General features: G+C 59.1%; 20 protein-coding genes. 9 read left to right on the top strand and 11 right to left on the bottom strand.

The annotated features are described in order from the left end of the window. Window positions 1–14: 14 nt before the first annotated feature. The 7 genes from M5C56_RS07685 to M5C56_RS07655 are packed head-to-tail and all read right to left on the bottom strand — an operon-like array spanning window position 15 to window position 7,325. A complete protein-coding gene (locus M5C56_RS07685) occupies window positions 15–821 on the bottom strand; it encodes a protein-glutamate O-methyltransferase CheR (RefSeq protein WP_103497178.1) in 807 nt (268 codons plus the stop codon). A 22-nt stretch (window positions 822–843) separates the two neighbouring features. Beyond that, window positions 844–1,377, bottom strand: a complete 534-nt coding sequence (locus M5C56_RS07680) for a chemotaxis protein CheW (RefSeq protein ID WP_103497177.1) — start codon at window positions 1,375–1,377, stop codon at window positions 844–846. Between the two features lie 41 nt (window positions 1,378–1,418). Further along, on the bottom strand, window positions 1,419–3,080 hold the full coding sequence (locus M5C56_RS07675; RefSeq protein WP_103497176.1) for a methyl-accepting chemotaxis protein: 1,662 nt from the start codon (window positions 3,078–3,080) through the stop codon (window positions 1,419–1,421). Beyond that, window positions 3,077–5,335: a chemotaxis protein CheA gene (locus M5C56_RS07670; RefSeq protein ID WP_103497175.1), complete on the bottom strand. Its 2,259-nt coding sequence runs from the start codon at window positions 5,333–5,335 to the stop codon at window positions 3,077–3,079. Before M5C56_RS07670 ends, M5C56_RS07675 begins: the two co-directional genes overlap by 4 nt. A 58-nt stretch (window positions 5,336–5,393) precedes the next feature. Continuing rightward, window positions 5,394–5,693 (bottom strand): STAS domain-containing protein, encoded by a 300-nt coding sequence (locus M5C56_RS07665; RefSeq protein ID WP_103497174.1) that lies wholly within the window; start codon window positions 5,691–5,693, stop codon window positions 5,394–5,396. 42 nt (window positions 5,694–5,735) lie between these two features. Further along, window positions 5,736–6,104, bottom strand: a complete 369-nt coding sequence (locus M5C56_RS07660) for a response regulator (RefSeq protein ID WP_040071872.1) — start codon at window positions 6,102–6,104, stop codon at window positions 5,736–5,738. A 9-nt stretch (window positions 6,105–6,113) separates the two neighbouring features. Continuing rightward, the gene (locus tag M5C56_RS07655) at window positions 6,114–7,325 is read right to left on the bottom strand and encodes a methyl-accepting chemotaxis protein (RefSeq protein ID WP_103497173.1); all 1,212 of its coding nucleotides are present in this window, start codon (window positions 7,323–7,325) and stop codon (window positions 6,114–6,116) included. 405 nt (window positions 7,326–7,730) lie between these two features. Here M5C56_RS07655 and M5C56_RS07650 point away from each other — a divergent pair, with 405 nt between their 5' ends. Then, the gene (locus M5C56_RS07650; RefSeq protein WP_103497172.1) at window positions 7,731–8,342 is read left to right on the top strand and encodes a hypothetical protein; all 612 of its coding nucleotides are present in this window, start codon (window positions 7,731–7,733) and stop codon (window positions 8,340–8,342) included. Between the two features lie 166 nt (window positions 8,343–8,508). Here M5C56_RS07650 and gyrB read toward each other — a convergent pair whose 3' ends face one another. The 4 genes from gyrB to dnaA are packed head-to-tail and all read right to left on the bottom strand — an operon-like array spanning window position 8,509 to window position 14,732. Further along, window positions 8,509–10,926 carry a DNA topoisomerase (ATP-hydrolyzing) subunit B gene (gyrB, locus tag M5C56_RS07645; protein ID WP_103497171.1) on the bottom strand — a complete coding sequence of 806 codons (2,418 nt, stop codon included), beginning with the start codon at window positions 10,924–10,926 and terminating at the stop codon, window positions 8,509–8,511. Window positions 10,927–10,930: 4 nt separating this feature from the next. Continuing rightward, the gene (gene recF, locus M5C56_RS07640) at window positions 10,931–12,034 is read right to left on the bottom strand and encodes a DNA replication/repair protein RecF (RefSeq protein ID WP_100939924.1); all 1,104 of its coding nucleotides are present in this window, start codon (window positions 12,032–12,034) and stop codon (window positions 10,931–10,933) included. Window positions 12,035–12,069: 35 nt separating this feature from the next. Next, the gene (gene dnaN, locus M5C56_RS07635; RefSeq protein WP_103497170.1) at window positions 12,070–13,173 is read right to left on the bottom strand and encodes a DNA polymerase III subunit beta; all 1,104 of its coding nucleotides are present in this window, start codon (window positions 13,171–13,173) and stop codon (window positions 12,070–12,072) included. 38 nt (window positions 13,174–13,211) lie between these two features. Next, window positions 13,212–14,732: a chromosomal replication initiator protein DnaA gene (dnaA, locus tag M5C56_RS07630; protein ID WP_103497169.1), complete on the bottom strand. Its 1,521-nt coding sequence runs from the start codon at window positions 14,730–14,732 to the stop codon at window positions 13,212–13,214. Between the two features lie 566 nt (window positions 14,733–15,298). Between dnaA and rpmH the strand changes: the two genes are divergently transcribed. From rpmH to M5C56_RS07590, 8 genes are all read left to right on the top strand, one after another. Further along, window positions 15,299–15,433: a 50S ribosomal protein L34 gene (gene rpmH / locus M5C56_RS07625; RefSeq protein ID WP_003213577.1), complete on the top strand. Its 135-nt coding sequence runs from the start codon at window positions 15,299–15,301 to the stop codon at window positions 15,431–15,433. 13 nt (window positions 15,434–15,446) lie between these two features. Next, window positions 15,447–15,854 (top strand): ribonuclease P protein component, encoded by a 408-nt coding sequence (rnpA, locus tag M5C56_RS07620; protein ID WP_178129707.1) that lies wholly within the window; start codon window positions 15,447–15,449, stop codon window positions 15,852–15,854. Further along, window positions 15,847–16,092: a membrane protein insertion efficiency factor YidD gene (gene yidD / locus M5C56_RS07615; RefSeq protein WP_100939920.1), complete on the top strand. Its 246-nt coding sequence runs from the start codon at window positions 15,847–15,849 to the stop codon at window positions 16,090–16,092. Before rnpA ends, yidD begins: the two co-directional genes overlap by 8 nt. Before the next feature lie 2 nt (window positions 16,093–16,094). Beyond that, window positions 16,095–17,777 carry a membrane protein insertase YidC gene (yidC, locus tag M5C56_RS07610; RefSeq protein WP_103497167.1) on the top strand — a complete coding sequence of 561 codons (1,683 nt, stop codon included), beginning with the start codon at window positions 16,095–16,097 and terminating at the stop codon, window positions 17,775–17,777. Between the two features lie 82 nt (window positions 17,778–17,859). Continuing rightward, on the top strand, window positions 17,860–19,230 hold the full coding sequence (gene mnmE / locus M5C56_RS07605) for a tRNA uridine-5-carboxymethylaminomethyl(34) synthesis GTPase MnmE (protein WP_103497166.1): 1,371 nt from the start codon (window positions 17,860–17,862) through the stop codon (window positions 19,228–19,230). A 668-nt stretch (window positions 19,231–19,898) separates the two neighbouring features. After that, on the top strand, window positions 19,899–21,791 hold the full coding sequence (mnmG, locus tag M5C56_RS07600; RefSeq protein ID WP_100939917.1) for a tRNA uridine-5-carboxymethylaminomethyl(34) synthesis enzyme MnmG: 1,893 nt from the start codon (window positions 19,899–19,901) through the stop codon (window positions 21,789–21,791). Continuing rightward, a complete protein-coding gene (gene rsmG, locus M5C56_RS07595; RefSeq protein WP_103497165.1) occupies window positions 21,788–22,432 on the top strand; it encodes a 16S rRNA (guanine(527)-N(7))-methyltransferase RsmG in 645 nt (214 codons plus the stop codon). The genes mnmG and rsmG overlap by 4 nt, the downstream gene beginning before the upstream one ends. Before the next feature lie 18 nt (window positions 22,433–22,450). Continuing rightward, entirely contained in the window at window positions 22,451–23,245 is a 795-nt protein-coding gene (locus M5C56_RS07590; RefSeq protein ID WP_103497164.1) for a ParA family protein, read from the top strand. The last annotated feature ends 5 nt before the right edge of the window (window positions 23,246–23,250 follow it).

Here is a 23,250-nt window from a genome sequence, read left to right as displayed (position 1 = left end):
GGCAATAGCGGCCTTCATGGCTTTTGATAGATGGAGGGAGCCACCAGCTTGAACGCGTCACTGACGCCGTGCAGGCTTTCCGAATGGCTGATGATGAAATAACCGCCGCGCCGCAGAAACGGCAAGAGACGGTTGACCACTTTGCGCTTGGTCTCCTGATCGAAGTAGATCATTACGTTACGCAGGAAAATGACCTCGAACTCCCCCAGTTGCGGCAGGGTGTCGTTCAGATTGACCTGGATAAAGCTCACCCGCTGACGCAGGCTCTTGTCGATCAGGAAGGTGCCGCTCTGCTGACCAATGCCTTTGAGGCAATAGCGGCTCAGCAACGCGGACGGCAGGTTGCTCGCCCGCTCCATCGGGTAGTGCCCGCTGCGGGCCTTGGCCAATACCTGGGTGCTGATATCCGAGCCGATCACCTCCCACGGCGTACTGCCCAGGCCCTCGGCCAGGGTCATGGCCAGGCTGTAGGGTTCTTCGCCCGAGGAGCTGGCCGCGCTCCACACCCGGAAGGTCTTTCCCGGCGCGGCGCGGGGCAATACCTGTTGGCGCAGGAAGTCGAAGTGCTTGGGTTCGCGGAAGAAGTAGGTCTCGTTGGTGGTCAACAGGTCGAGGGCCACCTGCAGCTCACCAGCGTTCTCCTTGCCCATGATCAGTTTGAAATAGGCATCATAACTGTCCAGTTCGTGATGCTTGAGGCGCTTGAACAGACGCCCGGCGACCAGGGCCTTTTTCGCGGCCGACAAGCTGATCCCCGCCGCCCCGTAGAGCCAGGTCTGGAACTGGGTGAATTCTCGATCCTCGAGCTTGATGCCGTTCAACCTGACGCTCCTTCTTCACCACTCACGGCACCGGGTGTATGTGGCTACCACCGGCCTCCGCCAACTGCGACATCTCATCCACCGACAACACCCGGTCAACGTCCAGGACGATGACGAACTTGCCTTCGACCTTGGCCATGCCACTGATGAAATCGGCGCGAATGCGCGCACCGAAGCTCGGCGGCGGTTCGACCTCGGCCGCCGGAATTTCCAGCACCTCGGACACCGTGTCGACCAGCAAGCCGATATCCTGGGCCCGGCCGTCATCATCGCTGGCTTCGATAATCACCACGCAACTGCGCCGGGTCACGCTCGAACACTGCTGCCCGAAGCGCGCGCCCAGGTCAACCACCGGCACCACGGCACCCCGCAGGTTGATCACGCCACGGACGAAGGCGGGCATCATCGGCACTGGCGTGACATGGCCGTACTCGATGATTTCCTTGATTCCCAGGATGCCGATGGCGAACATCTCGCCGGCCAGCAGGAACGTCAGGTACTGCGCCTCCTGCGTTGGCACCGCCACCGCCTGGCGGGTAGTCATTAATGCACCCATGTTGCTCTCCTGCATGAAAAGGGTCCGCGTCCAGGCGTCGCTCAGAACCGGGTGAACTCGCTTTCGTCGGGGCCGACGGCCTGGGCGAAACTCTTGTGCAGGGCCGGTTGCGGTGCCCGTACGACCGATCGTGCCATGCCACCGGCCGCGCGCGATTTGCCTTGCGCAACGTTCACGCTCGCATTGGCCGCCTCCAGCGTGAAAAAGCTCATCGCCTGCTGCAACTGTTCAGCCTGGCTGCTCATCTCTTCGGCCGTGGCGGCCAGCTCTTCGCTGCTTGACGCATTTTGCTGAGTGACCTGGTTGAGCTGGTTCATCGCGGTATTGATCTGCGCCACGCCGGCAGCCTGTTCTTCGGAGGCGGCGGTAATTTCCTGGACCAGATCGGAGGTCTTGTTGATCGACGGCACCATCTCGTTCAACAAATGCCCGGCCCGTTCGGCCATTTCGACACTGCTGGTGGACAGCTCGCCGATCTCCTGCGCGGCCACCTGGCTGCGTTCGGCCAATTTGCGTACTTCCGCCGCCACCACCGCGAAGCCCTTGCCATGTTCTCCCGCCCGCGCCGCTTCAATGGCCGCGTTCAAGGCCAGCAGGTTGGTCTGGTAGGCAATGTCGTCGATGATGCTGATGCGCTGGGCGATTTTCTTCATCGCCTGGACGGTCTGCTGCACGGAGTCGCCGCCATCGGTGGCTTCCTTGGCCGCCTTGCTCGCCATGCCGTCGGTAACCTTGGCGTTCTCGGTGTTCTGGTTGATGCTGGCGCTCATCTGCTCGACGGAGGCACTGGTCTCCTCGACACTGGCCGCCTGCTCGCTGGTGGCCTGGCTCATGGACTGCGCGGTGGCGCTGACTTCCTCGGACGCGCTGGCCAGGTTGTCGGCGGCGGTGCGCACTTCGCCGATAATCTGCGAGAGCTTGCCGACCATGGTCTGCATCGCCGTAAGCACCTGACCGGTCTCGTCCTTGGAACCCGATGCAATGGTTACCGCCAGATTACCCTCGGCCAACTGGCCGGCAACACCGGCAGCGGCTTTTAGCGGGGTGGCAATGATCCGCGAAATGAACAACGCCAGGGCAATGCCAATGAGCAAGGCCACGATCACCGCGGCCATGATCGACATCCGTCCGTTGGCGTAGATCTCGTTACCCCGTTGATTGGCGGCCGTCGCCCCGGTGTCGTTGAGTTCGATTATTTTCAGCAGATCGGCGGATATCAATTCGAAGGTTCGCTTCGAGTCCCCCCTGAGAACAGCCATGGCTTGCTCGCGCCCACCCTCCTGACGGGACTCGGCGAGCATCTTCTTGCTGCTGGCCAGGTAGGTCTCCCAGTCGTTCTTGAACGTATCGAACAGCGCTTGTTCCGCGGGGCCGGAAATCAGGCCGTCCTTCTCATAGCGGACAATGCGGGTGTCGACCTCCTTGCGGGCATCGGTAGTCTCTTGTTCATACTGAGCTCGCTCCGTCGAATCTTCGGCCAGCAGATAACGAATCTCCTTGATCCGATAGTTGGCGACAAAAAACCGAATGCCCGAGGACAGCCGCACGGAGGGCAGCCAGTTGTCGCGCATGTCAGTGGCGGTCTGGTTGACCTGGCCCAGTTGAATGACAGCAAATGCTCCCATCAGCGCCATCAGGACCAACACCAGCAGAAACGAAGCGATGAGCTTGGTTGCTATTCTCAGATCGTAGAACCATTTCATTGAAGGGCCCCTCCATGTGCGGTGTGGTTGGCTGAGTTGCCAGATTTGCTATCGGTCAAGGAATAAGCAGCGGCTTGCCGGGTTTCACGCTGGACCAGCTCCCCCAGCAACGCCGGAACATCGAGAATCAGAGCGACCTCGCCGCTGCCCAGAATGGTGGAGCCACTGATGCCACGCAGTGCATTGAACAGCTTGCCGAGGGGTTTGATGACGGTCTGGAATTCCCCCAGCAGCTCATCGACCACCAGTCCGGCCTTTTGCTCGGCACAACGGACCACCACCACGTTCTCGCGGCGAAGACTGAGCCCGGCATGATCGAAGTGGTCGCGTAAGCGCACCAGCGGCAGGACTTCCCCGCGCAGGTCCAGGTAGTTGTTACCCGCCAGATTCTGACGCTGCCCGGCACTCAACTCGATGCACTCCTGGACCATTTCCAGCGGCACCACGTAGTGGATCTGGCCGATGCCCACGAGGAATCCGTTGATGATCGCCAGGGTCAGCGGCAGGCGGATACGAATGACCGTGCCTTGTCCGGGTTGGCTATCCAGATCCACCGTGCCACGCAAGAGGGTGATGTTGCGCTTGACCACATCCATGCCCACGCCGCGCCCGGACAGGTTGGTCACCGCTTCGGCGGTGGAAAACCCTGCTTCGAAAATCAGATTGTAGATTTCCTGGTCCGTCAGGTTCGCCCCGACAGGGACCAGGCCGCGCTCGACGGCTTTTTGCAGAATCCGGTCGCGGTTCAGCCCGGCGCCGTCGTCGGCGATTTCCAGGACAATGCTGCCCGAATCGTGAAAGGCGTTGAGCTGCAACCGGCCCTTGGCGGGCTTGCCGGCGGCCTCGCGCAGCGACGGGGATTCGATGCCGTGATCCATCGCATTACGCAGCAGGTGCATCAGCGGATCGCCGATTTTTTCCACCACGGTCTTGTCCAGCTCGGTATCGGCACCGCTGATCAGCAGTTCGATGTCCTTGCCCAGTTCCTGGCTGACATCCCGGACCACACGACGGAAACGGTTGAAGGTGTCGCCGATGGGGATCATCCGCAGGTGCAACGCGCCGTCGAGGATTTCCTCCACCAGTCCCGACACCACCGAAGTGGATTCCTGCAACGGCCCGTTCGAGCTGCCGCGCGCCAACAGGTTGGCCCCGGCGCTGGCGATGACCAGTTCGCCCACCAGATTGATCAGCTCGTCCAGCTTGTCGGCATTGACCCGGACAAAGCGAGCCTCGACCACCGTAGCCTGGGGGGGCTGCTCGCGCTGCCGGCCCTGTTTTTCCAGTGCGGACTGCACCACGGCCGGTTCGACCACCCGTTGTTCAATCAGGATTTCCCCCAGTGGCATGGCCGCTGTCCCGGCCGCCTCGGCATGCTCGCGCTGGGCGCGCAAACCGTCTTCCAGTTCCTTGGCCGTCAGTGCGCCACATCGGGTCAGGATTTCCCCCAGTCGAGCCGGTTCTTCAGGCAGTGCGTTGATAAGTCGCAGGTACTCTTCCATTCGACTGTGGGGCGCCAGGATATGGATCTGGCAGTCGTCACGCACGAAATCGAAGGCCTCGGCGATGGTTTCACGGCTGGCATCGGAATCCAGGTCGATCTCGAAGCCCAGGTGACAGCTCTCGGCATCGAACTGCTCCAGGGCGGGCAGGGTATCGGCGAGAGTGACGATATGGACGATCTCGCCCAGGGTATTCAGGTAGCGAAGAAAGGACAGCGGGTCCATGCCATTGCGAAACACATCCGCGCCGAAACGCAGGGAAATGTGCCAATAGCCGGAGCTGACCGAGTCCTGGCCGGGTACCGGCTGGGCCACCGGGATATCGATCAATGCCGGCACCACAGACGCCGCCCGGACGGCCTGGTAGTTCTGCAATCCCTGGCGCAGCGCCACCTCACGCTCCTGGGCGCTGTCGCTCATCGCCTCACCCGCGCCGGCCACGACCTCAACCAGCTCCAGCATATGGTCGGCACTTCTGAGCAGCAGGGCGATCAACTCGCCATCGACCTGGATGGCCCCGTCGCGCAAGCGATCGAGCACGTCTTCGACGATATGGGTAAACCCGACGATGGGGCTCAAGCCGAACAGTCCGGCGGACCCCTTGATGGTATGCGCCGCACGGAAGATCGCGCCGATGGCATCGTTGTCATCGGGTTCGGACTCCAGCTGCAACAACGATGACTCCATGTCCTGAAGCAGCTCGCGTGCTTCGACGATGAAAGTCTGCTGTGCCTGGTCGAGATTGATCGTCACGATAGAGTCCTTTTTATCGCCCCGGGGTCAGAGAACCGCGGAAGCTTGTAGCCCTGGATCACGGCTGCCCCAGCGTCCCGCCCAGGTCGCAGAGTTCGAATACCTCAAGCACTGCCGGGCTGTGTCCGCTCAGTTGCAGCGCAACGCCCGTACGCAAGGTTTCACGCTTGGCGAGCATCAACAGTTGCAGGCCCGCGCCATCGATTTCAGTGACCTGCGAGAGGTCGATCTCCAGGGGGCTGCCCAGCGTCAGGAATGGCGCCAGTTCCCCATAGAGTTCTGCGGCGGTATAGATGGTCATCTCGCCTTCGATCCCCAGGTGTGGAGTCGAAGTATCTGCTTGGCAAATGATCGGCATACGCGAATCTCCCTGTTTGCCCGGTCCTGGTAGTGCCCGGGCTCAGGGCAGGATCAGCTTGGATACGGCGGCGAGCATCTGCGCCGGCTGGAACGGCTTGACCACCCAGGCCCGTGCCCCCGCAGCCTGTCCCTCCTGCTTCTTGCTTTCCTGGGATTCGGTGGTGAGCATGATGATCGGGGTGAATTTGTAGCTGGGCAGCTTTTTCACCTCCTTGACGAAGGTGATGCCGTCCATGTTCGGCATGTTCACATCGCTGATGATCAGGTGAATTTTCTGCCCGGTCAGCTTGCCCAGGGCGTCCTTGCCGTCACTGGCTTCGATTACGTCGTATCCCGCGCTTTTGAGCGCGATGCTGACTACCTGACGAACACTGCTTGAATCGTCGACCACCATTACATTTTTTGCCATGACCGGCTCCTAAAAGAAGGTGATTTCCTGGGTACTCGTGGGTTTATTGACGTTGACCTTGCCCGTGCGGTGATTGCGCCGCTGTTCATCGGTGGCGTAGGTCAGCTCCATTTCCGCCAGCCAGGCGGGAGCATCGACCACCACCGTGGAACCCGGCACCTGGGCTTCGCGCAAGTGACGGAGCAGGGCTTCCATGTTGTTGCGGACCTGGGCGAGGATCTGGCTGACCCGGTCCTGGAATTGCAGGTTGACCAGCACTTCGGTGACCTCGTCGCGAATCCCCAGGCCTTCGCGTTGCAGCAGGGCCGCGGATTCGGAGAGTTGGCCGGTGATGCTCTTGAAGCGTTCCAGGACGCCCTGGATGCTGGCTTCCGACTCGGCCACCGAATCCTTGTCGTGATCGGTACTGCTGGCCGCGGCCTCCACCAGTTGGGTGATGGCGCCGTTGATGATGTCGACCTTGGCGGACATTTTCTGCCCGGTTTCGCTGGATTGGCTGGATAGGGTCCGCACCGCATCGGCCACCACGGCAAAGCCACGCCCGGCTTCCCCGGCGCGGGCGGCTTCAATGGCGGCGTTGAGCGCCAGCAGGTTGGTCTGCTGGGCGATGGCCGCCACTTCACCGGCCATGGCCCGCAGTTCGCCGGTGTAGCCGGTGAGGTTGCGGACCTGTACCAGCATCTCGTCGCGACTTTTCTGAATGGTTTTGAGCGACTCGATCACATGCAGCAACTCGGCATCGCTCTGGGCCAGGACCTCCAATGCACTGCCCTGGTTGTGGTCGGCCAGATCGCCCGCCGTCGCCTGGGAGTTATCAACGGTCTGTTGCAGATGTTCGGCGATGGCGCTGAAACGGCTGGTCAGTTCAATGATGGCGGTTTCGGTCTCGGTGCGAGAGCTCTCGATTTGCCGGGACCAGATGGGAATGGCTTCGAGGCAGACGGCCTCCAGGCCACCGGTTGGCGCCGTGTCGATGGTGCTCTGAACGGCTTGGGCGTCACTCAGTAGCCGGGCTGACAATTGCCGGTAATGACGCTGGTTCAAAAGTCCGGCGAGCCCCCCCACCACCAGCAGGCATGCCGACCAGGCCAGGTTGGCAGGGCGCCAGTCGCTCAATAGCAACACGCACACACCAAGGGCGGCGGGGATAAGGGGTATCCAGAAAAATGCGCTCGCCTGAGGAGCAGGCCGCGGTAGCTGCAGGTTGCCGGATGACGACATAGGTTCCTCCCTGAATCAGTTGAACAAAGCTCCACTGCACAACAAGGTTATCCGCCAACGGCCCGCTCCCTTGAGGGTGGTGCGGGGTCAGTCGTCGGATAGTGGTAAAACAGTTCAGTTTCCGGGTGAGGCACAATGCCACCTATGGGCATAGATCCTAGAGTGTAGACGGGCTTGTTGAATACAGAAGGGGGATTTTGCTTTTAAATCGTGAAGGGAGAATGCTATGAAATGCACACGTGTAGCCTCGATGGAGGGCCTTCAAGCTAATATTTTGCCCCGTCATCGAAAACCTCCCAGAAAAAGCGGACTAAGCTGAGGAGCACTCTTCGGCATTTCTCAAGGTTACGTAGCATTCTGGGCGACGAGAGCTGTTACTTACCGATTGAACGGGAGCACACCTCAATGAATGAAATCATCAAGTCGCTCAGCCACACTTACCCTAGTTTCACCGCGCTCATAACGGATGCCGCTTTCTTTATCTGCCTACTGTTAGCCCTTCTGCTGTGCTATGGGATGGGAGTACCGGGGCCCAATGGAAGCCCGTGGATAGCCGCCAACGCCTATATCCGCATCAACCGCTGCCTATTTCTACTGATAGGTCTTGTTGTTGGCTGTATTGCCGCCATCCTCTCGGCGCCCTTCAACGGGGTTGATGGCGCCGTCTATTCGTCGATTAGCGGCTCATTAGGCCTACTTTTTACCGGGTACACCGTCAGCAAGCTTGAGCCAATTGCACGAAGCGCACTATTGATACCAATTCCAGGCGCTCCTCCCCAGTTAGACAAAGTGGTACTTAGTTACGGCGCGTTGGCCCTAATCGGCGCAGCTCTGAGCGGAGTATTGGTCGTCACCAACCGAACAGAATGGATAGCCCAGGCGGCTCGCTGCAACCCGGAGCTTTATGGTTATGCGCTGTCCGATAAAGTACGAGACCATTTAACCCCTGATCCAGCAATCTGCACACGGTTAAACATCAGCGCTCCCGAACAGACGAAGCCGCCGACAGCAAAATAAGCCAGCTACTGCCACCGTATCGAGACGCTCTTTCGGCCAACCTTATCGCACGCCAAAAAAAGCCCGCTCGCGCGGGCCTCCTTTGAGCATGGTCAGCCAACCCCGAGGGGTTGGCCGATCCCTTTATTTGTGAAAATGCGCAACTATTCTGTGAACCTACACACCATCAGAAATCCAGGTTCGACACCGCCAACGCATTGCTCTCGATAAAGTCACGACGTGGCTCTACCGCATCCCCCATCAGCGTGTTGAAGATCTGGTCCGCACCGACGGCGTCTTCGATCGTCACTTTCAGCATCCGGCGAACCGCTGGGTCCATGGTGGTTTCCCACAACTGGTCCGGGTTCATTTCACCCAGCCCTTTGTATCGCTGGATGGTGTGGCGCTTGGTGCTTTCGGCCATCAACCAGTCCAGGGCTTCCTTGAACTCGGTCACGGCTTTCTTGCGTTCGCCACGCTGGATGTAGGCGCCGTCATCGAGCAAGGTGCTCAACTGCGCGCCTAGGGTCACAACGGTCTTGTAGTCGTTGCTGCCAAAGAAGTCGCGGTTGAAGGTGACGTAGTTGGACAGGCCGTGGGAGATCAGTTCGACCTCCGGCAGCCAGACGTTACGTTCACGGTCTTCACGCAGGCTGGCTTTGTAGACCAGGCCGGACTTCTCGTTCAGACGCAGACGGACTTCGTACTTGGCCAACCATTCCTGCATCGCGGCGTGATCGCCCAACTGCTCCAGGCTCACCGCCGGCAGGTAGATGAAGTGCTCGGTCAGTTCCTGTGGGTACAGGCGCGACAGACGCTTGAGGGTCTTCATCACCATGCGGAAGTCATTCACCAGACGTTCCAGCGCTTCACCGGAAATACCCGGTGCGTCTTCGTTCAGGTGCAGGCTCGCATCTTCCAGGGCCGACTGCGTCATGTACTCTTCCATGGCGTCGTCGTCTTTGATGTATTGCTCTTGCTTGCCTTTCTTGACCTTGTACAACGGCGGCTGGGCGATGTAGATGTAGCCACGCTCGATCAGCTCCGGCAACTGACGGAAGAAGAAGGTCAGCAGCAGGGTACGGATGTGCGAACCGTCGACGTCGGCATCGGTCATGATGATGATGTTGTGGTAACGCAGCTTCTCGATGTTGTACTCGTCGCGGCCGATACCGCAACCCAACGCAGTGATCAGCGTGCCCACTTCCTGGGACGAGATCATCTTGTCGAAACGGGCTTTTTCCACGTTGAGGATCTTGCCCTTCAACGGCAGGATCGCCTGGGTGCGACGGTTACGACCCTGCTTGGCGGAACCGCCAGCAGAGTCACCTTCCACCAGGTAGAGTTCGGAAAGGGCAGGGTCTTTTTCCTGGCAGTCCGCCAGTTTGCCCGGCAGGCCGGCAATATCCAGCGCACCTTTACGACGGGTCATCTCACGGGCTTTACGCGCCGCTTCACGGGCACGGGCGGCATCGATCATCTTGCCGACCACCAGCTTGGCTTCGTTCGGGTTTTCCAGCAGGAAGTCCGAGAAGTACTTGCCCATTTCCTGCTCGACCGCGGTCTTCACTTCGGAAGAGACCAGCTTGTCCTTGGTCTGGGAGCTGAACTTCGGATCCGGTACCTTGACCGAAATGATCGCGGTCAGGCCTTCGCGGGCATCGTCACCGGTGGTAGCGACCTTGTGCTTCTTCGCCAGGCCTTCCGCTTCGATGTAGGTGTTCAGGTTACGCGTCAGTGCGGAACGGAAACCCACCAGGTGAGTACCGCCATCGCGCTGCGGAATGTTGTTGGTGAAGCACAACAGGTTCTCGTTGAAGCTGTCGTTCCACTGCAGGGCGATTTCCACGCCGATGCCGTCTTCACGCTGGACGTTGAAGTGGAACACCTGGTTGACCGGGGTCTTGTTGGTGTTCAGGTATTCAACGAACGCCCGCAGGCCACCTTCGTACTTGAACAGCTCTTCCTTGCCGCTGCGCTCGTCCTTGAGGACGATGCCGACACCGGAGTTGAGGAAGGACAGTTCACGAATCCGCTTGGCCAGGATGTCCCAGCTGAAGTGGATGTTCTTGAAGGTTTCGGCGGAGGCCTTGAAGTGAATCTCGGTACCGGTGGTTTCGCTGTCGCCGACGGTTCGCATCGGTTCCTGTGGCACACCGTGGACGTAGGTCTGTTCCCAGATCTTGCCGCTGCGACGCACGGTCAGTACCAGCAATTCGGAGAGGGCGTTCACTACCGACACACCCACGCCGTGCAAACCGCCGGAGACTTTATAGGAGTTGTCGTCGAACTTACCGCCGGCGTGCAGCACGGTCATGATGACCTCGGCCGCGGAAACGCCTTCTTCTTTATGCACGTCTACCGGAATGCCGCGACCGTTGTCGCGTACGGTGATGGACTCATCCGGGTGGATGATGATGCTGATTTCGTCGCAATGGCCGGCGAGGGCTTCGTCGATGGAGTTGTCGACCACCTCGAACACCATGTGGTGCAGACCGCTACCATCATCGGTGTCGCCAATGTACATACCGGGACGTTTGCGTACGGCATCCAAACCTTTCAGCACCTTGATGCTGGTCGAGTCGTACGTATTTTCTTCGCTCATGCCTTCACTCCCGATGGTCGTGGGTCTGGGTGATACAGCCTTGTTCCACGTGGAACAAAGCGACTGGCGTTTCCGTCTGCCAGCCTTCCCTCAATAATTCGTGGTCTACACAGGTGATAAACACCTGGCAGCGTAAGTCTTCCAGCAAGCGACAGAGTGCACGACGGTGTTGCTCGTCCAGCTCGGACGGCAGGTCATCCACCAGATAAATACACTGACCGCGCCGGGCCTGACTGACCAGGTGCCCCTGAGCAATGCGCAAGGCACAGACCACCAGTTTCTGCTGACCCCGGGACAATATGTCCGCGGCATTGTGTGCGCCCAATCGAAGACGCAAATCAGCTCGCTGTGGTCCGGCTTGGGTGTGACCCATTTGCTGGTCCCGGTGCAGGGAAGAGGCGAGCACGGCGCTCAGTTCCTTCTCTTTGTCCCAACCACGGTAATAGCTCAGCGTTAAGCCCTCGAGTTCGACTAGCTCGCTCAAGGTTTGCTCAAAGACTGGTTTCAAGACTTTGATGTAAGCGCGGCGGTATTCATCGATTTCGGCGCTGGCCAGGCACAGTTCCCGGTCCCAGGCCGCTTGCGAAGCGGCGTCAAGTGTACCATGCCGCAGCCATGAGTTCCGCTGCCGCAGGGCCTTCTGCAAGCGCTGCCAGGTCGACATGAAACGAGGTTCCACGTGGAACACACCCCAGTCGAGGAACTGGCGGCGGATCTTCGGGGCCCCTTCAAGCAGGCGGAAGCTGTCCGGGTTGATCAGTTGCAGTGGCAGGATTTCCGCCAGTTGCGCCGCGCTCTTGGCGTTCTGCCCATCGATGCGGATCTGGAATTCGCCCTGGCGATCCCGTGATATCCCCAACGCGCTGTGCCCGCCCTCGGCCAACTCCACCTGACCGAAGACCGTGCAGGCGAGTTGTTCGTACTGGATCACCGGTAGCAGACGGGTACTGCGAAACGAGCGCGCGAGCCCGAGCAGATGCAGCGCTTCGAGCACGCTGGTTTTTCCGCTGCCGTTGGCGCCGTAAAGGATATTGATACGCGGGGAGGGGGAGAAGGTCACCGGCTGCAGGTTACGCACCGCGGTGACCGAAACACGACTGAGGGACATCTAGCGTTGGCTGGACATGGGCAGGCGCGACACCGTTACAGGCGCATCGGCATGACGACGTAGGCGGAGTCGTCGTTGTCGGACTCCTGCACCAGCGCGCTGCTGTTGGAGTCGGACAGGATCAGACGCACCTGCTCGGTGGTCATCACGCCCAGCACGTCCAGCAGGTAGCTGACGTTGAAGCCGATCTCCAGCGAACCGCCGTTGTAGTCGACGCTGATTTCTTCTTCCGCTTCTTCCTGCTCAGGGTTGTTGGCCTGGATCTTCAACTGACCGCTGGCCAGTTGCAGACGGATACCACGGTACTTCTCGTTGGACAGGATCGCGGTACGGCTGAAGGCTTCACGCAGTGCCTGGCGATCACCGAGGACCAGCTTGTCGCCGCCTTTTGGCAGAACACGCTCGTAGTCCGGGAACTTGCCGTCCACCAGTTTGGAGGTGAAGGTGAATTCGCCTGTGGTTGCACGGATGTGGTGCTGACCGAGAACGATGCTCACGTTGCCTTCCGGCTCGGTCAGCAGGCGGGCCAATTCTAGGATGCCTTTACGCGGCACGATCACCTGGTGGCGATCCGGCTGACCGATATCGGCCTGCATCGAGCACATGGCAAGACGGTGACCGTCGGTGGCCACGGCACGGATAATACCGGCCGATACTTCCAACAGCATACCGTTGAGGTAGTAACGCACGTCCTGTTGGGCCATGGCGAAGCTGGTGCGTTCGATCAAGCGACGCAGCTTGCTCTGGGCGAGCTGGCAAGTCAGCGAGCCCGGGCCTTCTTCCACTGTCGGGAAATCGTTCGCCGGCAGGGTGGACAGGGTGAAGCGGCTACGGCCGGCTTTCACCACCAGCTTCTGCTCGTCGACCTTGATGTCGATCAGGGCGTCGTTGGGCAGGCTCTTGCAGATGTCCATCAGCTTGCGCGCTGGCACGGTAATTTCACCCGGTTCCGCTGGCTCTTCGAGTTGGACGCGACCGACCAGCTCGACTTCCAGGTCGGTACCGGTCAGCGACAGTTGCTGGCCTTGGACGACCAGCAACACATTGGAGAGCACCGGCAAGGTCTGGCGGCGCTCGACGACGCCTGCGACCAGTTGCAGGGGTTTCAACAGGGCTTCGCGTTGAATAGTGAAATGCATGGTCTAGTCCCTTGCCTTAATAAGCTGCGCTGGTGTCATCAAGTGGTCAGTGTTCGCAGCAGGTTCTTGTAGTCCTCGCGGATGTCCGCGTCGGATTCCTTAAGTTCGTTGATCTTGCGGCATGCATGCAAGACCGTAGTATGGTCGCGCCCGCCGAAGACATCACCAATTTCAGGCAAGCTGTGGTTGGTGAGTTCCTTGGACAAGGCCATGGCGACCTGGCGTGGACGTGCCACCGAGCGCGAACGGCGCTTGGACAGCAGGTCGGAAATCTTGATCTTGTAGTATTCGGCCACCGTGCGCTGAATGTTATCCACAGACACCAGCTTGTCTTGCAGCGCCAGCAGGTCTTTCAGCGATTCGCGGATCAGCTCGATGGTGATGTCGCGGCCCATGAAGTGCGAGTGAGCGATCACCCGCTTCAGCGCGCCTTCGAGTTCACGGACGTTGGAACGAATACGTTGGGCAATGAAGAACGCCGCGTCATGGGGCAGGTCGACTTTCGCCTGGTCGGCCTTCTTCATCAGGATCGCGACCCGGGTCTCCAGCTCCGGCGGCTCTACCGCTACGGTCAGGCCCCAGCCGAAGCGCGACTTCAGGCGCTCTTCCAGGCCTTCGATCTCTTTCGGATAACGGTCGCTGGTCAGGATCACCTGCTGACCGCCTTCAAGCAAGGCGTTGAAGGTGTGGAAAAACTCTTCCTGGGACCGTTCCTTGCGGGCGAAGAATTGAATGTCGTCGATCAGCAAGGCATCCACCGAACGGTAGAAGCGCTTGAACTCGTTGATGGCGTTGAGCTGCAGAGCCTTGACCATGTCCGCGACGAAACGCTCCGAATGCAGGTAGACCACCTTGGCATTCGGGTTCTTCTTTAATAGGTGGTTACCCACAGCGTGCATCAAGTGGGTCTTACCCAGGCCGACGCCGCCATAAAGGAAGAGCGGGTTGTAGCCGTGCTTGGGGTTATCCGCCACCTGCCAGGCCGCGGCCCGGGCCAATTGGTTGGACTTACCCTCGACGAAGTTCTCAAAGGTAAAGGTGCGGTTCAGGTAGCTGGTGTGCTTGAGCGCGCCTTCTACCTGGACAGTGCGCTGTTCGGCACGCACCGGGGCCTGTTGCGAACTGGCGCCGGCCATCGGATCGAAGCTGTCGCGGGACGGTTCCTGGCTGACCTCGACCGCGGTCTTCGGGGTCGGTGCTGGCTGCGCGGTCGGCGTGGCAGTCACCACAACGGGCGCCGGAGCACTGGCGGCCATGGCCTGGGAAGCCGCGGCGGCCAACGGGGCATTGGGCGCGGCACGCGGAGCGGAACTGCGCTTGCTGCCTATTAATAAGGAAAGCGCAGGCGCCAGGCCGTTGCCATGCTCGTTCAACAGTTCGAGCAAACGTCCCAGGTACTTTTCGTTGACCCAGTCGAGCACAAAACGGTTCGGTGCATAGACACGCAACTCGTCGCCTTCGGCTTCGACCTGTAGTGGACGGATCCAGGTGTTGAATTGCTGGGCAGGCAGCTCATCACGCAGAAGCTCCACGCACTGCTGCCAAAGTTCCACTGACACGGATATCCCCTAAGTTGAAAGCCGGTGAGGCAAAAACAAGCGGCCATTGTACCGGCAGGCCGAGCACTTATCCACATGTAGGTTGCAGGGACAACCTGAAGAATCAACCGCTTATCGGTGGACAAAGCGACCAATGGTATGTGCATAAGCTCTGTGGATAACCGCCCCTGAGGGCGTTGCACAAGTGGGGGCGAAAGTCTGTGGGTAACTGGCCTGTGGATAACATGGCATTCCACACACAGCTTATCCGACAGCGCGGCACAGGCGGAGCACCGCTTACCCACCCAGTTGTCATCCTCTGTACAGTAGGTGTTTCATGGCCTCAAGGTACTTATCCACAGATAATGTCTTCCTAAGCTTCTATAAGCTTTACAGAAAAGCTTTAAATAATTCCCTTCTTTATTCTTATATCTAGGTCATGGTGGGTGCCAGGCAGATCGGGCCGAATATCTATATGAAGTAAAAGCTGGTTGGAAATTGACCTGCGGGCTTGCTTTCTCTAGAATCCCCGGTCTCTTAAAACGGGGGCCATTCCGGCCCGTTGTGACGAACCAGGTAGCAACGCCATGAAACGTACTTTCCAACCCAGCACTATCAAACGCGCCCGCACCCACGGCTTCCGTGCTCGCATGGCTACCAAAAACGGTCGTGCCGTCCTGTCGCGTCGCCGCGCCAAAGGCCGTGCTCGTCTGGCAGTTTGATAATCCGGCGCGGGTGGTGAGTCAGGACTTCAGTCGGGAAAAGCGTCTGCTTACTCCTCGGCATTTCAAGGCAGTCTTTGACTCCCCCACCGGCAAGGTTCCGGGGAAAAATCTCCTGCTCCTTGCGCGCAACAACGATCTGGATCATCCCCGTCTGGGGCTGGTTATCGGTAAAAAGAGCGTCAAGCTCTCCGTTGAGCGCAATCGCCTGAAACGTCTGATGCGCGAGTCGTTCCGACTGCACCAGGATTCACTGGTCGGCTGGGACATAGTTATCGTCGCGCGCAAAGGTCTGGGCGATATCGAAAACCCTGAATTGATCCAGCATTTCGGCAAACTCTGGAAACGCTTGGCCCGTACGGCGCCAGCGGTACCGGTAGTCAAAACCGAAACTGTGGGGGTAGACAGCCCAGATGCGTAAACTGGCCCTCGTTCCGATCCAGTTTTATCGCTATGCCATCAGTCCCTTGATGGCCAATCACTGTCGTTTCTACCCCAGTTGTTCTTGCTACGCGTATGAAGCCATCGAAACACATGGACTCCTGCGCGGTGGCTGGCTGACCGTTCGTCGCTTAGGTCGCTGTCATCCGTGGAATGCCGGTGGTTATGACCCGGTTCCACCAATCCCTACCTCCCGTTCTTCTTCGATGGCCGAGTAATCATGGATATCAAACGCACGATCCTGATCGTCGCCCTGGCAATCGTGACCTATGTCGGGGTCCTCAAATGGAACCAGGACTACGGTCAAGCTGCCCTGCCGACCCAGAATGTCGCTTCCAGCACCACCGTTCCCGGCTTGCCGGATTCGGTATCTGGCAACAAAACAAGCGCCAGTGATGACATTCCACGTGCAGCCAATGACACCAGTGCACCTGTTGAAGCACCGGTGGCTGCCAGCAACGACCTCATCCATATCAAAACGGATGTGCTCGACCTGGCTATCGATCCAAAAGGTGGGGATGTTGCCCAGCTGAAGCTGCCGCTTTATCCACGTCGTCAGGACCATCCGGAAATTCCTTTCCAGTTGTTCGACAACGGTGGCGAGCGTACCTACCTGGCACAGAGCGGCCTGATTGGCGCCAACGGCCCGGATGCAAGTTCGGCCGGTCGCCCGCTGTACGCTTCGGCACAGAAAAGTTATCAACTGGCTGACGGTCAGGACCAACTGTCCGTCGACCTGAAATTCAGCGAGAACGGTGTCAATTACATCAAGCGTTTCACCCTGAAACGCGGCCTGTATGACGTAACCGTGTCTTATCTGATCGACAACGAAAGCGCCCAGCCCTGGTCGGGTGCGATGTTTGCCCAGCTGAAACGTGACAACAGCGCCGATCCTTCCTCCAGCACCGCCACCGGCACCGCGACCTACCTGGGCGCCGCCCTGTGGACAAGTTCGGAGCCGTACAAAAAAGTGTCGATGAAAGATATCGACAAGGGCCAGCTGAAGGAAACCGTTCAAGGTGGCTGGGTTGCCTGGCTGCAACACTACTTCGTGACCGCCTGGATTCCGGCCAAGGGCGACAGCAATGTCGTGACCACCCGCAAGGATAGCCAAGGCAACTACATCATTGGCTACACCGGTCCTTCGCTGACCCTGGCCCCAGGCCAGAAAACCGAGACCAGCGCCATTCTGTACGCCGGCCCGAAAAGCCAGGCCGTGCTGAAACAGTTGTCCCCAGGCCTGGAATTGACGGTCGACTACGGCATCCTGTGGTTTATCGCCCAACCGATCTTCTGGTTGCTGCAACATATCCACAGCCTGCTGGGTAACTGGGGTTTCTCGATTATCGTTCTGACCATGCTGATCAAGGGTCTGTTCTTCCCATTGTCGGCGGCCAGCTACAAATCGATGGCGCGCATGCGTGCCGTGGCACCGAAACTGGCGGCACTGAAAGAGCAGCATGGCGACGACCGGCAGAAAATGTCGCAAGCCATGATGGAGCTGTACAAGAAAGAGAAGATCAATCCACTGGGCGGCTGCCTGCCGATCCTGGTGCAGATGCCGGTTTTCCTTTCCCTGTACTGGGTGTTGCTGGAAAGCGTTGAAATGCGCCAGGCACCGTTCATCCTGTGGATTACCGACCTGTCGATCAAGGATCCGTTCTTCATCCTGCCGATCATCATGGGCGCAACCATGTTTATCCAGCAGCGTCTGAACCCGACTCCGCCGGATCCGATGCAGGCCAAGGTGATGAAGCTGATGCCGATCATCTTCACCTTCTTCTTCCTGTGGTTCCCTGCAGGTCTGGTGCTGTACTGGGTTGTGAACAACTGCCTGTCCATCACCCAACAGTGGTACATCACACGTAAGATCGAAGCGGCTACCAAGAAAGCCACTGCGTAACCTACTCTGTGGATAACCACTCAAAACGCCCCCTAGTGGGGCGTTTTGCTATCTGCCATTTCCTAGTGTCGAGACCTGCGTCATGAGCATTCCTCGGGAAACCATCGCTGCCGTTGCCACTGCCCAGGGCCGTGGCGGGGTCGGTATTGTCCGAATTTCCGGGCCTTTGGCGCACACCGCGGCGCTGGCCATCGCCGGTCGCGAGTTGAAACCGCGCTATGCCCACTACGGCCCGTTCCTGGATGGCAGCGGTGATGTGCTCGATGAAGGCATCGCGCTGTATTTCCCGGGTCCGAACTCCTTTACCGGTGAAGATGTGCTCGAGCTGCAGGGCCACGGTGGTCCGGTGGTCCTGGATATGCTGCTGCAACGTTGCCTGCAGCTGGGCTGTCGGTTGGCCCGGCCAGGTGAATTCAGCGAGCGGGCCTTTCTCAATGACAAACTCGACCTGGCCCAGGCCGAGGCGATTGCCGATCTGATCGAGGCCAGTTCCGCACAGGCAGCCCGCAATGCCCTGCGTTCATTGCAAGGCGCCTTTTCCATGCGTGTGCATAACCTCACCGAGCAACTGATCGGCCTGCGGATCTATGTGGAAGCGGCCATCGACTTTCCCGAGGAAGAAATCGACTTCCTTGCCGACGGTCATGTGCTGGCCTTGCTCGATGCGGTGCGCAACGAGTTATCCACAGTGATGCGTGAAGCCGGGCAGGGTGCCTTGTTGCGCGACGGCATGACGGTGGTGATTGCCGGCCGGCCGAATGCCGGCAAGTCCAGCCTGCTCAATGCCCTGGCCGGACGCGAGGCGGCGATCGTCACCGAGATTGCCGGCACCACCCGCGATGTTCTGCGTGAACATATCCACATCGACGGCATGCCCCTGCACGTGGTGGATACCGCTGGTTTGCGGGATACCGACGACCAAGTGGAAAAAATTGGCGTGGAACGTGCGCTCAAGGCCATTGGCGAGGCCGATCGGGTGTTGCTGGTGGTAGATGCAACGGCGCCGGAGGCTGTGGATCCTTTTGCCTTGTGGCCGGAATTCCTCGAACAGCGGCCTGATCCGGCCAAGGTGACCTTGATCCGCAACAAGGCTGACCTGAGTGGCGAGGCCATGGCGATGGAAGTCAGCGAAGATGGCCATGTCACCATCAGCTTGAGCGCCAAGGTCGGTGGCGAGGGGTTGGAGCTGTTGCGCGAGCACCTCAAGGCCTGCATGGGTTATGAACAGACCTCCGAAAGCAGCTTCAGCGCCCGTCGCCGCCATCTGGAAGCCCTGCGGCATGCCAGCGCGGCCCTGGAGCACGGTCATGCACAGTTGACCTTGGCGGGTGCTGGCGAGCTGTTGGCCGAGGATCTGCGTCACGCTCAGCAGTTCCTCGGCGAGATTACTGGCGCATTCAGCTCGGATGACCTGTTGGGGCGGATCTTTTCCAGCTTCTGCATCGGTAAATAGTCTTACCTGCAGCAACCGTATCCCTTGTAGGAACAGGGCTTGCCCGCGAAAGCGTTCCTGAGATCGCTAAAAGCTTCGCTGGCAAGCCATGCTCCTACAGGTTTCGTTGTGTTCCCAAGATCGAATGCCGCTACGTCAGGTATTGCGGCGCCCTAAGATCGCTCTCACTCCTACATTTCTTTGCTGGCCGGATGATTCCAGATCGTTCCGGCGGCTTTTGGCTGCCTGGGATTTACCCCATCAGACGTTTTTCTGTGGATTAAGCCCTGTGAATAACCCTGCCTCAGCTCGGTTGATAACAGGGCCTGAAAACTGAGGATGAACCCGTCTGTGGATAACTACCTGTTTAATCCACAGGCTCAGGCCGGTTATCCCAAACCCTCGTGGCCAGATGACCACAGACTTTTGAATCTCTGTACACATTGATAAATAAGGCCTGTAGCACCTTATCCACAGAAATGGTGCCCGCTAAGAATAAACATAAAAACAAAGATCTTATAAATTTCTTTCTTTTTAATTTCTATTATCCGCCAGTCATCCACAGCTGGTTAAATTTTGTGCAAAGGGTTCTTTAGGAGGGGGGAAGTCCCTATACTTGACGACCTGGCTCAAAAAAGTGGGCCGACCCTATTCCTAATTACCTACTTGAAGCAGGCACGAGGTGCGTGGTGGATTTCCCTTCCCGTTTTGAAGTGATCGTCATCGGCGGCGGTCATGCCGGTACCGAGGCAGCACTGGCGTCCGCACGCATGGGGGCAAAAACCCTGCTGCTGACGCATAACGTGGAAACCCTCGGTGCCATGAGCTGCAACCCTGCGATCGGCGGGATTGGAAAAAGCCATCTGGTCAAGGAAATCGATGCCCTCGGCGGCGCGATGGCCATCGCCACCGATAAGGGCGGTATCCAGTTCCGTGTCTTGAACAGCCGCAAAGGCCCAGCCGTGCGCGCTACCCGCGCCCAGGCCGACCGCGTCCTGTACAAAGCGGCTGTACGCGAGATCCTGGAGAACCAGCCGAACCTGTGGATATTTCAACAGGCCGCTGACGACCTGATCGTCGAGCAGGACCAGGTTCGTGGTGTTGTCACCCAGATGGGCCTGCGTTTCTTCGCCGAATCCGTGGTTTTGACCACCGGGACCTTCCTCGGTGGACTTATCCACATCGGCATGCAGAACTATTCCGGCGGCCGTGCCGGCGACCCACCGTCGATTGCCCTGGCCCAACGTCTGCGGGAACTGCCATTGCGTGTCGGCCGCCTGAAAACCGGTACGCCACCGCGCATTGACGGTCGTTCCGTGGATTTCTCGGTGATGTCCGAACAACCTGGGGATACACCGATCCCGGTGATGTCGTTCATGGGCTCGAAAGAGCAGCACCCACGGCAGGTCAGTTGCTGGATTACCCACACCAACGCCCGCACCCATGAAATCATTGCTGCGAACCTCGATCGTTCGCCGATGTATTCCGGGGTGATCGAAGGCATCGGTCCGCGTTATTGCCCGTCCATCGAAGACAAGATCCATCGCTTTGCCGACAAGGAAAGCCATCAGGTCTTTATCGAACCCGAAGGCCTGACCACCCATGAGCTGTACCCGAACGGGATATCCACATCCCTGCCGTTCGACGTGCAGTTGCAGATCGTCCAATCGATCCGCGGCATGGAAAACGCCCATATCGTGCGTCCCGGTTATGCCATCGAATACGACTACTTCGATCCCCGTGACCTGAAGTACAGCCTGGAAACCAAGGTGATCGGCGGTCTGTTCTTCGCCGGGCAGATCAACGGCACCACCGGTTACGAAGAAGCCGGCGCCCAAGGTTTGCTCGCTGGGGCCAACGCCGCACTGCGCGCCCAGGGCAAGGACAGCTGGTGCCCGCGTCGCGACGAGGCGTATATCGGAGTGTTGGTCGACGACCTGATTACACTGGGTACCCAGGAACCGTATCGGATGTTTACCTCCCGCGCCGAATACCGGCTGATCCTGCGCGAAGACAACGCCGACCTGCGCCTGACCGAAAAAGGTCGCGAACTGGGTCTGGTGGATGACGTGCGCTGGGCGGCTTTCTGCAAGAAACGCGAAAGCATCGAGCTGGAAGAACAGCGCCTGAAAAGCACCTGGGTCCGCCCGGGCACCGAGCAGGGTGATGCCATTGCCGAGAAGTTCGGCACGCCGCTGACCCACGAATACAATTTGCTGAACCTGCTGAGCCGTCCGGAAATCGACTACGCTGGTCTGGTCGCCGTGACCGGGCAGGGCGCCGAGGATCCGCAAGTCGCCGAGCAGGTCGAGATCAAGACCAAATACGCCGGTTATATCGATCGCCAGCAGGACGAAATCGCTCGTCTGCGCGCCAGTGAAGACACCAAGCTGCCTGTGGATATCGAGTACACCGGTATTTCCGGGCTGTCCAAGGAGATCCAGAGCAAGCTCAGCGCAACCCGTCCGGAGACCCTGGGCCAGGCTTCGCGAATCCCCGGTGTGACGCCGGCGGCGATTTCCCTGTTGATGATTCACCTGAAAAAACGCGGCGCCGGCCGTCAGTTGGAGCAAAGCGCTTGAGTTCGTTGGTTACTTCGCAACACGCAGAAGAGTTATCCACAGGTGCCCGCCAGCTCGGCATCGAGTTGAGTGAAACCCAGCACGCCTTGCTGCTGGGTTATCTGGCCCTGTTGATCAAATGGAACCAGGCCTACAACCTCACCGCCGTTCGCGATCCTGACGAAATGGTCTCGCGCCATCTGCTCGACAGCCTGAGCGTGATGTCCTTCGTCGAAAACGGCCGCTGGCTCGATGTCGGCAGCGGCGGCGGGATGCCGGGGATACCCCTGGCGATCCTGTTTCCCGATTCACAAGTGACCTGCCTGGACAGCAACGGCAAGAAAACCCGTTTCCTGACCCAGGTCAAACTCGAACTCAAACTGGATAACCTGCAAGTTATCCACAGCCGGGTCGAAGCCTTCCAGCCGCCGCAGCCGTTCAACGGGATCATTTCCCGGGCCTTCAGCAGCATGGAGAACTTCACCGGCTGGACTCGCCACCTCGGCGACGCTGATACACGCTGGCTGGCAATGAAGGGCGTCCATCCCGCCGATGAGCTGGTAGCATTGCCGGCAGACTTCCACCTCGATAGCGAACACGCCTTGGCCGTACCCGGTTGCCAAGGCCAACGCCATCTGCTGATACTGCGCCGCACGGCATGATTGGGAACACAAGCAAGAATGGCTAAGGTATTCGCGATAGCGAACCAGAAAGGTGGCGTGGGCAAGACCACCACCTGCATCAACCTCGCAGCATCCCTGGTCGCCACCAAGCGTCGGGTGCTGCTGATCGACCTCGATCCACAGGGCAACGCCACCATGGGTAGCGGTGTGGATAAGCACGGCCTGGAAAACTCCATCTACGATGTGCTGATCGGCGAATGCGACCTGGCCCAGGCCATGCACTTCTCCGAGCACGGCGGTTATCAACTGCTGCCGGCCAACCGCGACCTGACGGCGGCCGAAGTGGTGCTGCTGGAAATGCAGATGAAGGAAAGCCGTCTGCGCAACGCCCTGGCGCCGATTCGCGAGAATTACGACTTCATCCTCATCGACTGCCCGCCGTCGCTGTCGATGCTGACCCTCAATGCGCTGGTGGCCGCCGATGGGGTAATTATCCCCATGCAGTGCGAATACTTTGCCCTGGAAGGACTCAGCGACCTTGTGGATAACATCAAGCGCATCGCCGAGTTGCTCAATCCGGAGCTGAAAGTCGAAGGCTTGCTGCGGACCATGTACGACCCGCGTCTGAGTTTGATGAACGACGTTTCCGCACAGCTCAAGGAACATTTCGGTGATCAGCTGTACGACACCGTGATCCCGCGCAACATCCGTCTGGCCGAAGCTCCCAGCTACGGCATGCCAGCGCTGGCATACGACAAACAATCCCGTGGCGCCGTGGCCTACCTGGCCCTGGCGGGCGAGATGGTTCGTCGTCAACGCCGCCCTTCACGCACCGCAGCTCCGGCAACTTAAGGAAT

It is taken from the genome of Pseudomonas sp. MWU13-2862 (assembly GCF_023242495.1).
GTDB classification, from domain to species: domain Bacteria; phylum Pseudomonadota; class Gammaproteobacteria; order Pseudomonadales; family Pseudomonadaceae; genus Aquipseudomonas; species Aquipseudomonas gingeri_D.
The sequence above is the reverse complement of the archived record's forward strand: the minus strand, read 5'-3'. Positions and strand labels throughout refer to the sequence as shown.

Excerpts from the sequence above, each read along its gene's own strand:
- M5C56_RS07680 (WP_103497177.1), bottom strand. The coding sequence starts at position 1,377 with ATGGGTGCATTAATGACTACCCGCCAGGCGGTGGCGGTGCCAACGCAG.
- M5C56_RS07675 (WP_103497176.1), bottom strand. The coding sequence starts at position 3,080 with ATGAAATGGTTCTACGATCTGAGAATAGCAACCAAGCTCATCGCTTCG.
- M5C56_RS07665 (WP_103497174.1), bottom strand. The coding sequence starts at position 5,693 with ATGCCGATCATTTGCCAAGCAGATACTTCGACTCCACACCTGGGGATC.
- M5C56_RS07660 (WP_040071872.1), bottom strand. The coding sequence starts at position 6,104 with ATGGCAAAAAATGTAATGGTGGTCGACGATTCAAGCAGTGTTCGTCAG.
- M5C56_RS07655 (WP_103497173.1), bottom strand. The coding sequence starts at position 7,325 with ATGTCGTCATCCGGCAACCTGCAGCTACCGCGGCCTGCTCCTCAGGCG.
- M5C56_RS07650 (WP_103497172.1), top strand. The coding sequence starts at position 7,731 with ATGAATGAAATCATCAAGTCGCTCAGCCACACTTACCCTAGTTTCACC.
- gyrB (WP_103497171.1), bottom strand. The coding sequence starts at position 10,926 with ATGAGCGAAGAAAATACGTACGACTCGACCAGCATCAAGGTGCTGAAA.
- recF (WP_100939924.1), bottom strand. The coding sequence starts at position 12,034 with ATGTCCCTCAGTCGTGTTTCGGTCACCGCGGTGCGTAACCTGCAGCCG.
- dnaN (WP_103497170.1), bottom strand. The coding sequence starts at position 13,173 with ATGCATTTCACTATTCAACGCGAAGCCCTGTTGAAACCCCTGCAACTG.
- rpmH (WP_003213577.1), top strand. The coding sequence starts at position 15,299 with ATGAAACGTACTTTCCAACCCAGCACTATCAAACGCGCCCGCACCCAC.
- yidD (WP_100939920.1), top strand. The coding sequence starts at position 15,847 with ATGCGTAAACTGGCCCTCGTTCCGATCCAGTTTTATCGCTATGCCATC.
- yidC (WP_103497167.1), top strand. The coding sequence starts at position 16,095 with ATGGATATCAAACGCACGATCCTGATCGTCGCCCTGGCAATCGTGACC.
- mnmE (WP_103497166.1), top strand. The coding sequence starts at position 17,860 with ATGAGCATTCCTCGGGAAACCATCGCTGCCGTTGCCACTGCCCAGGGC.
- M5C56_RS07590 (WP_103497164.1), top strand. The coding sequence starts at position 22,451 with ATGGCTAAGGTATTCGCGATAGCGAACCAGAAAGGTGGCGTGGGCAAG.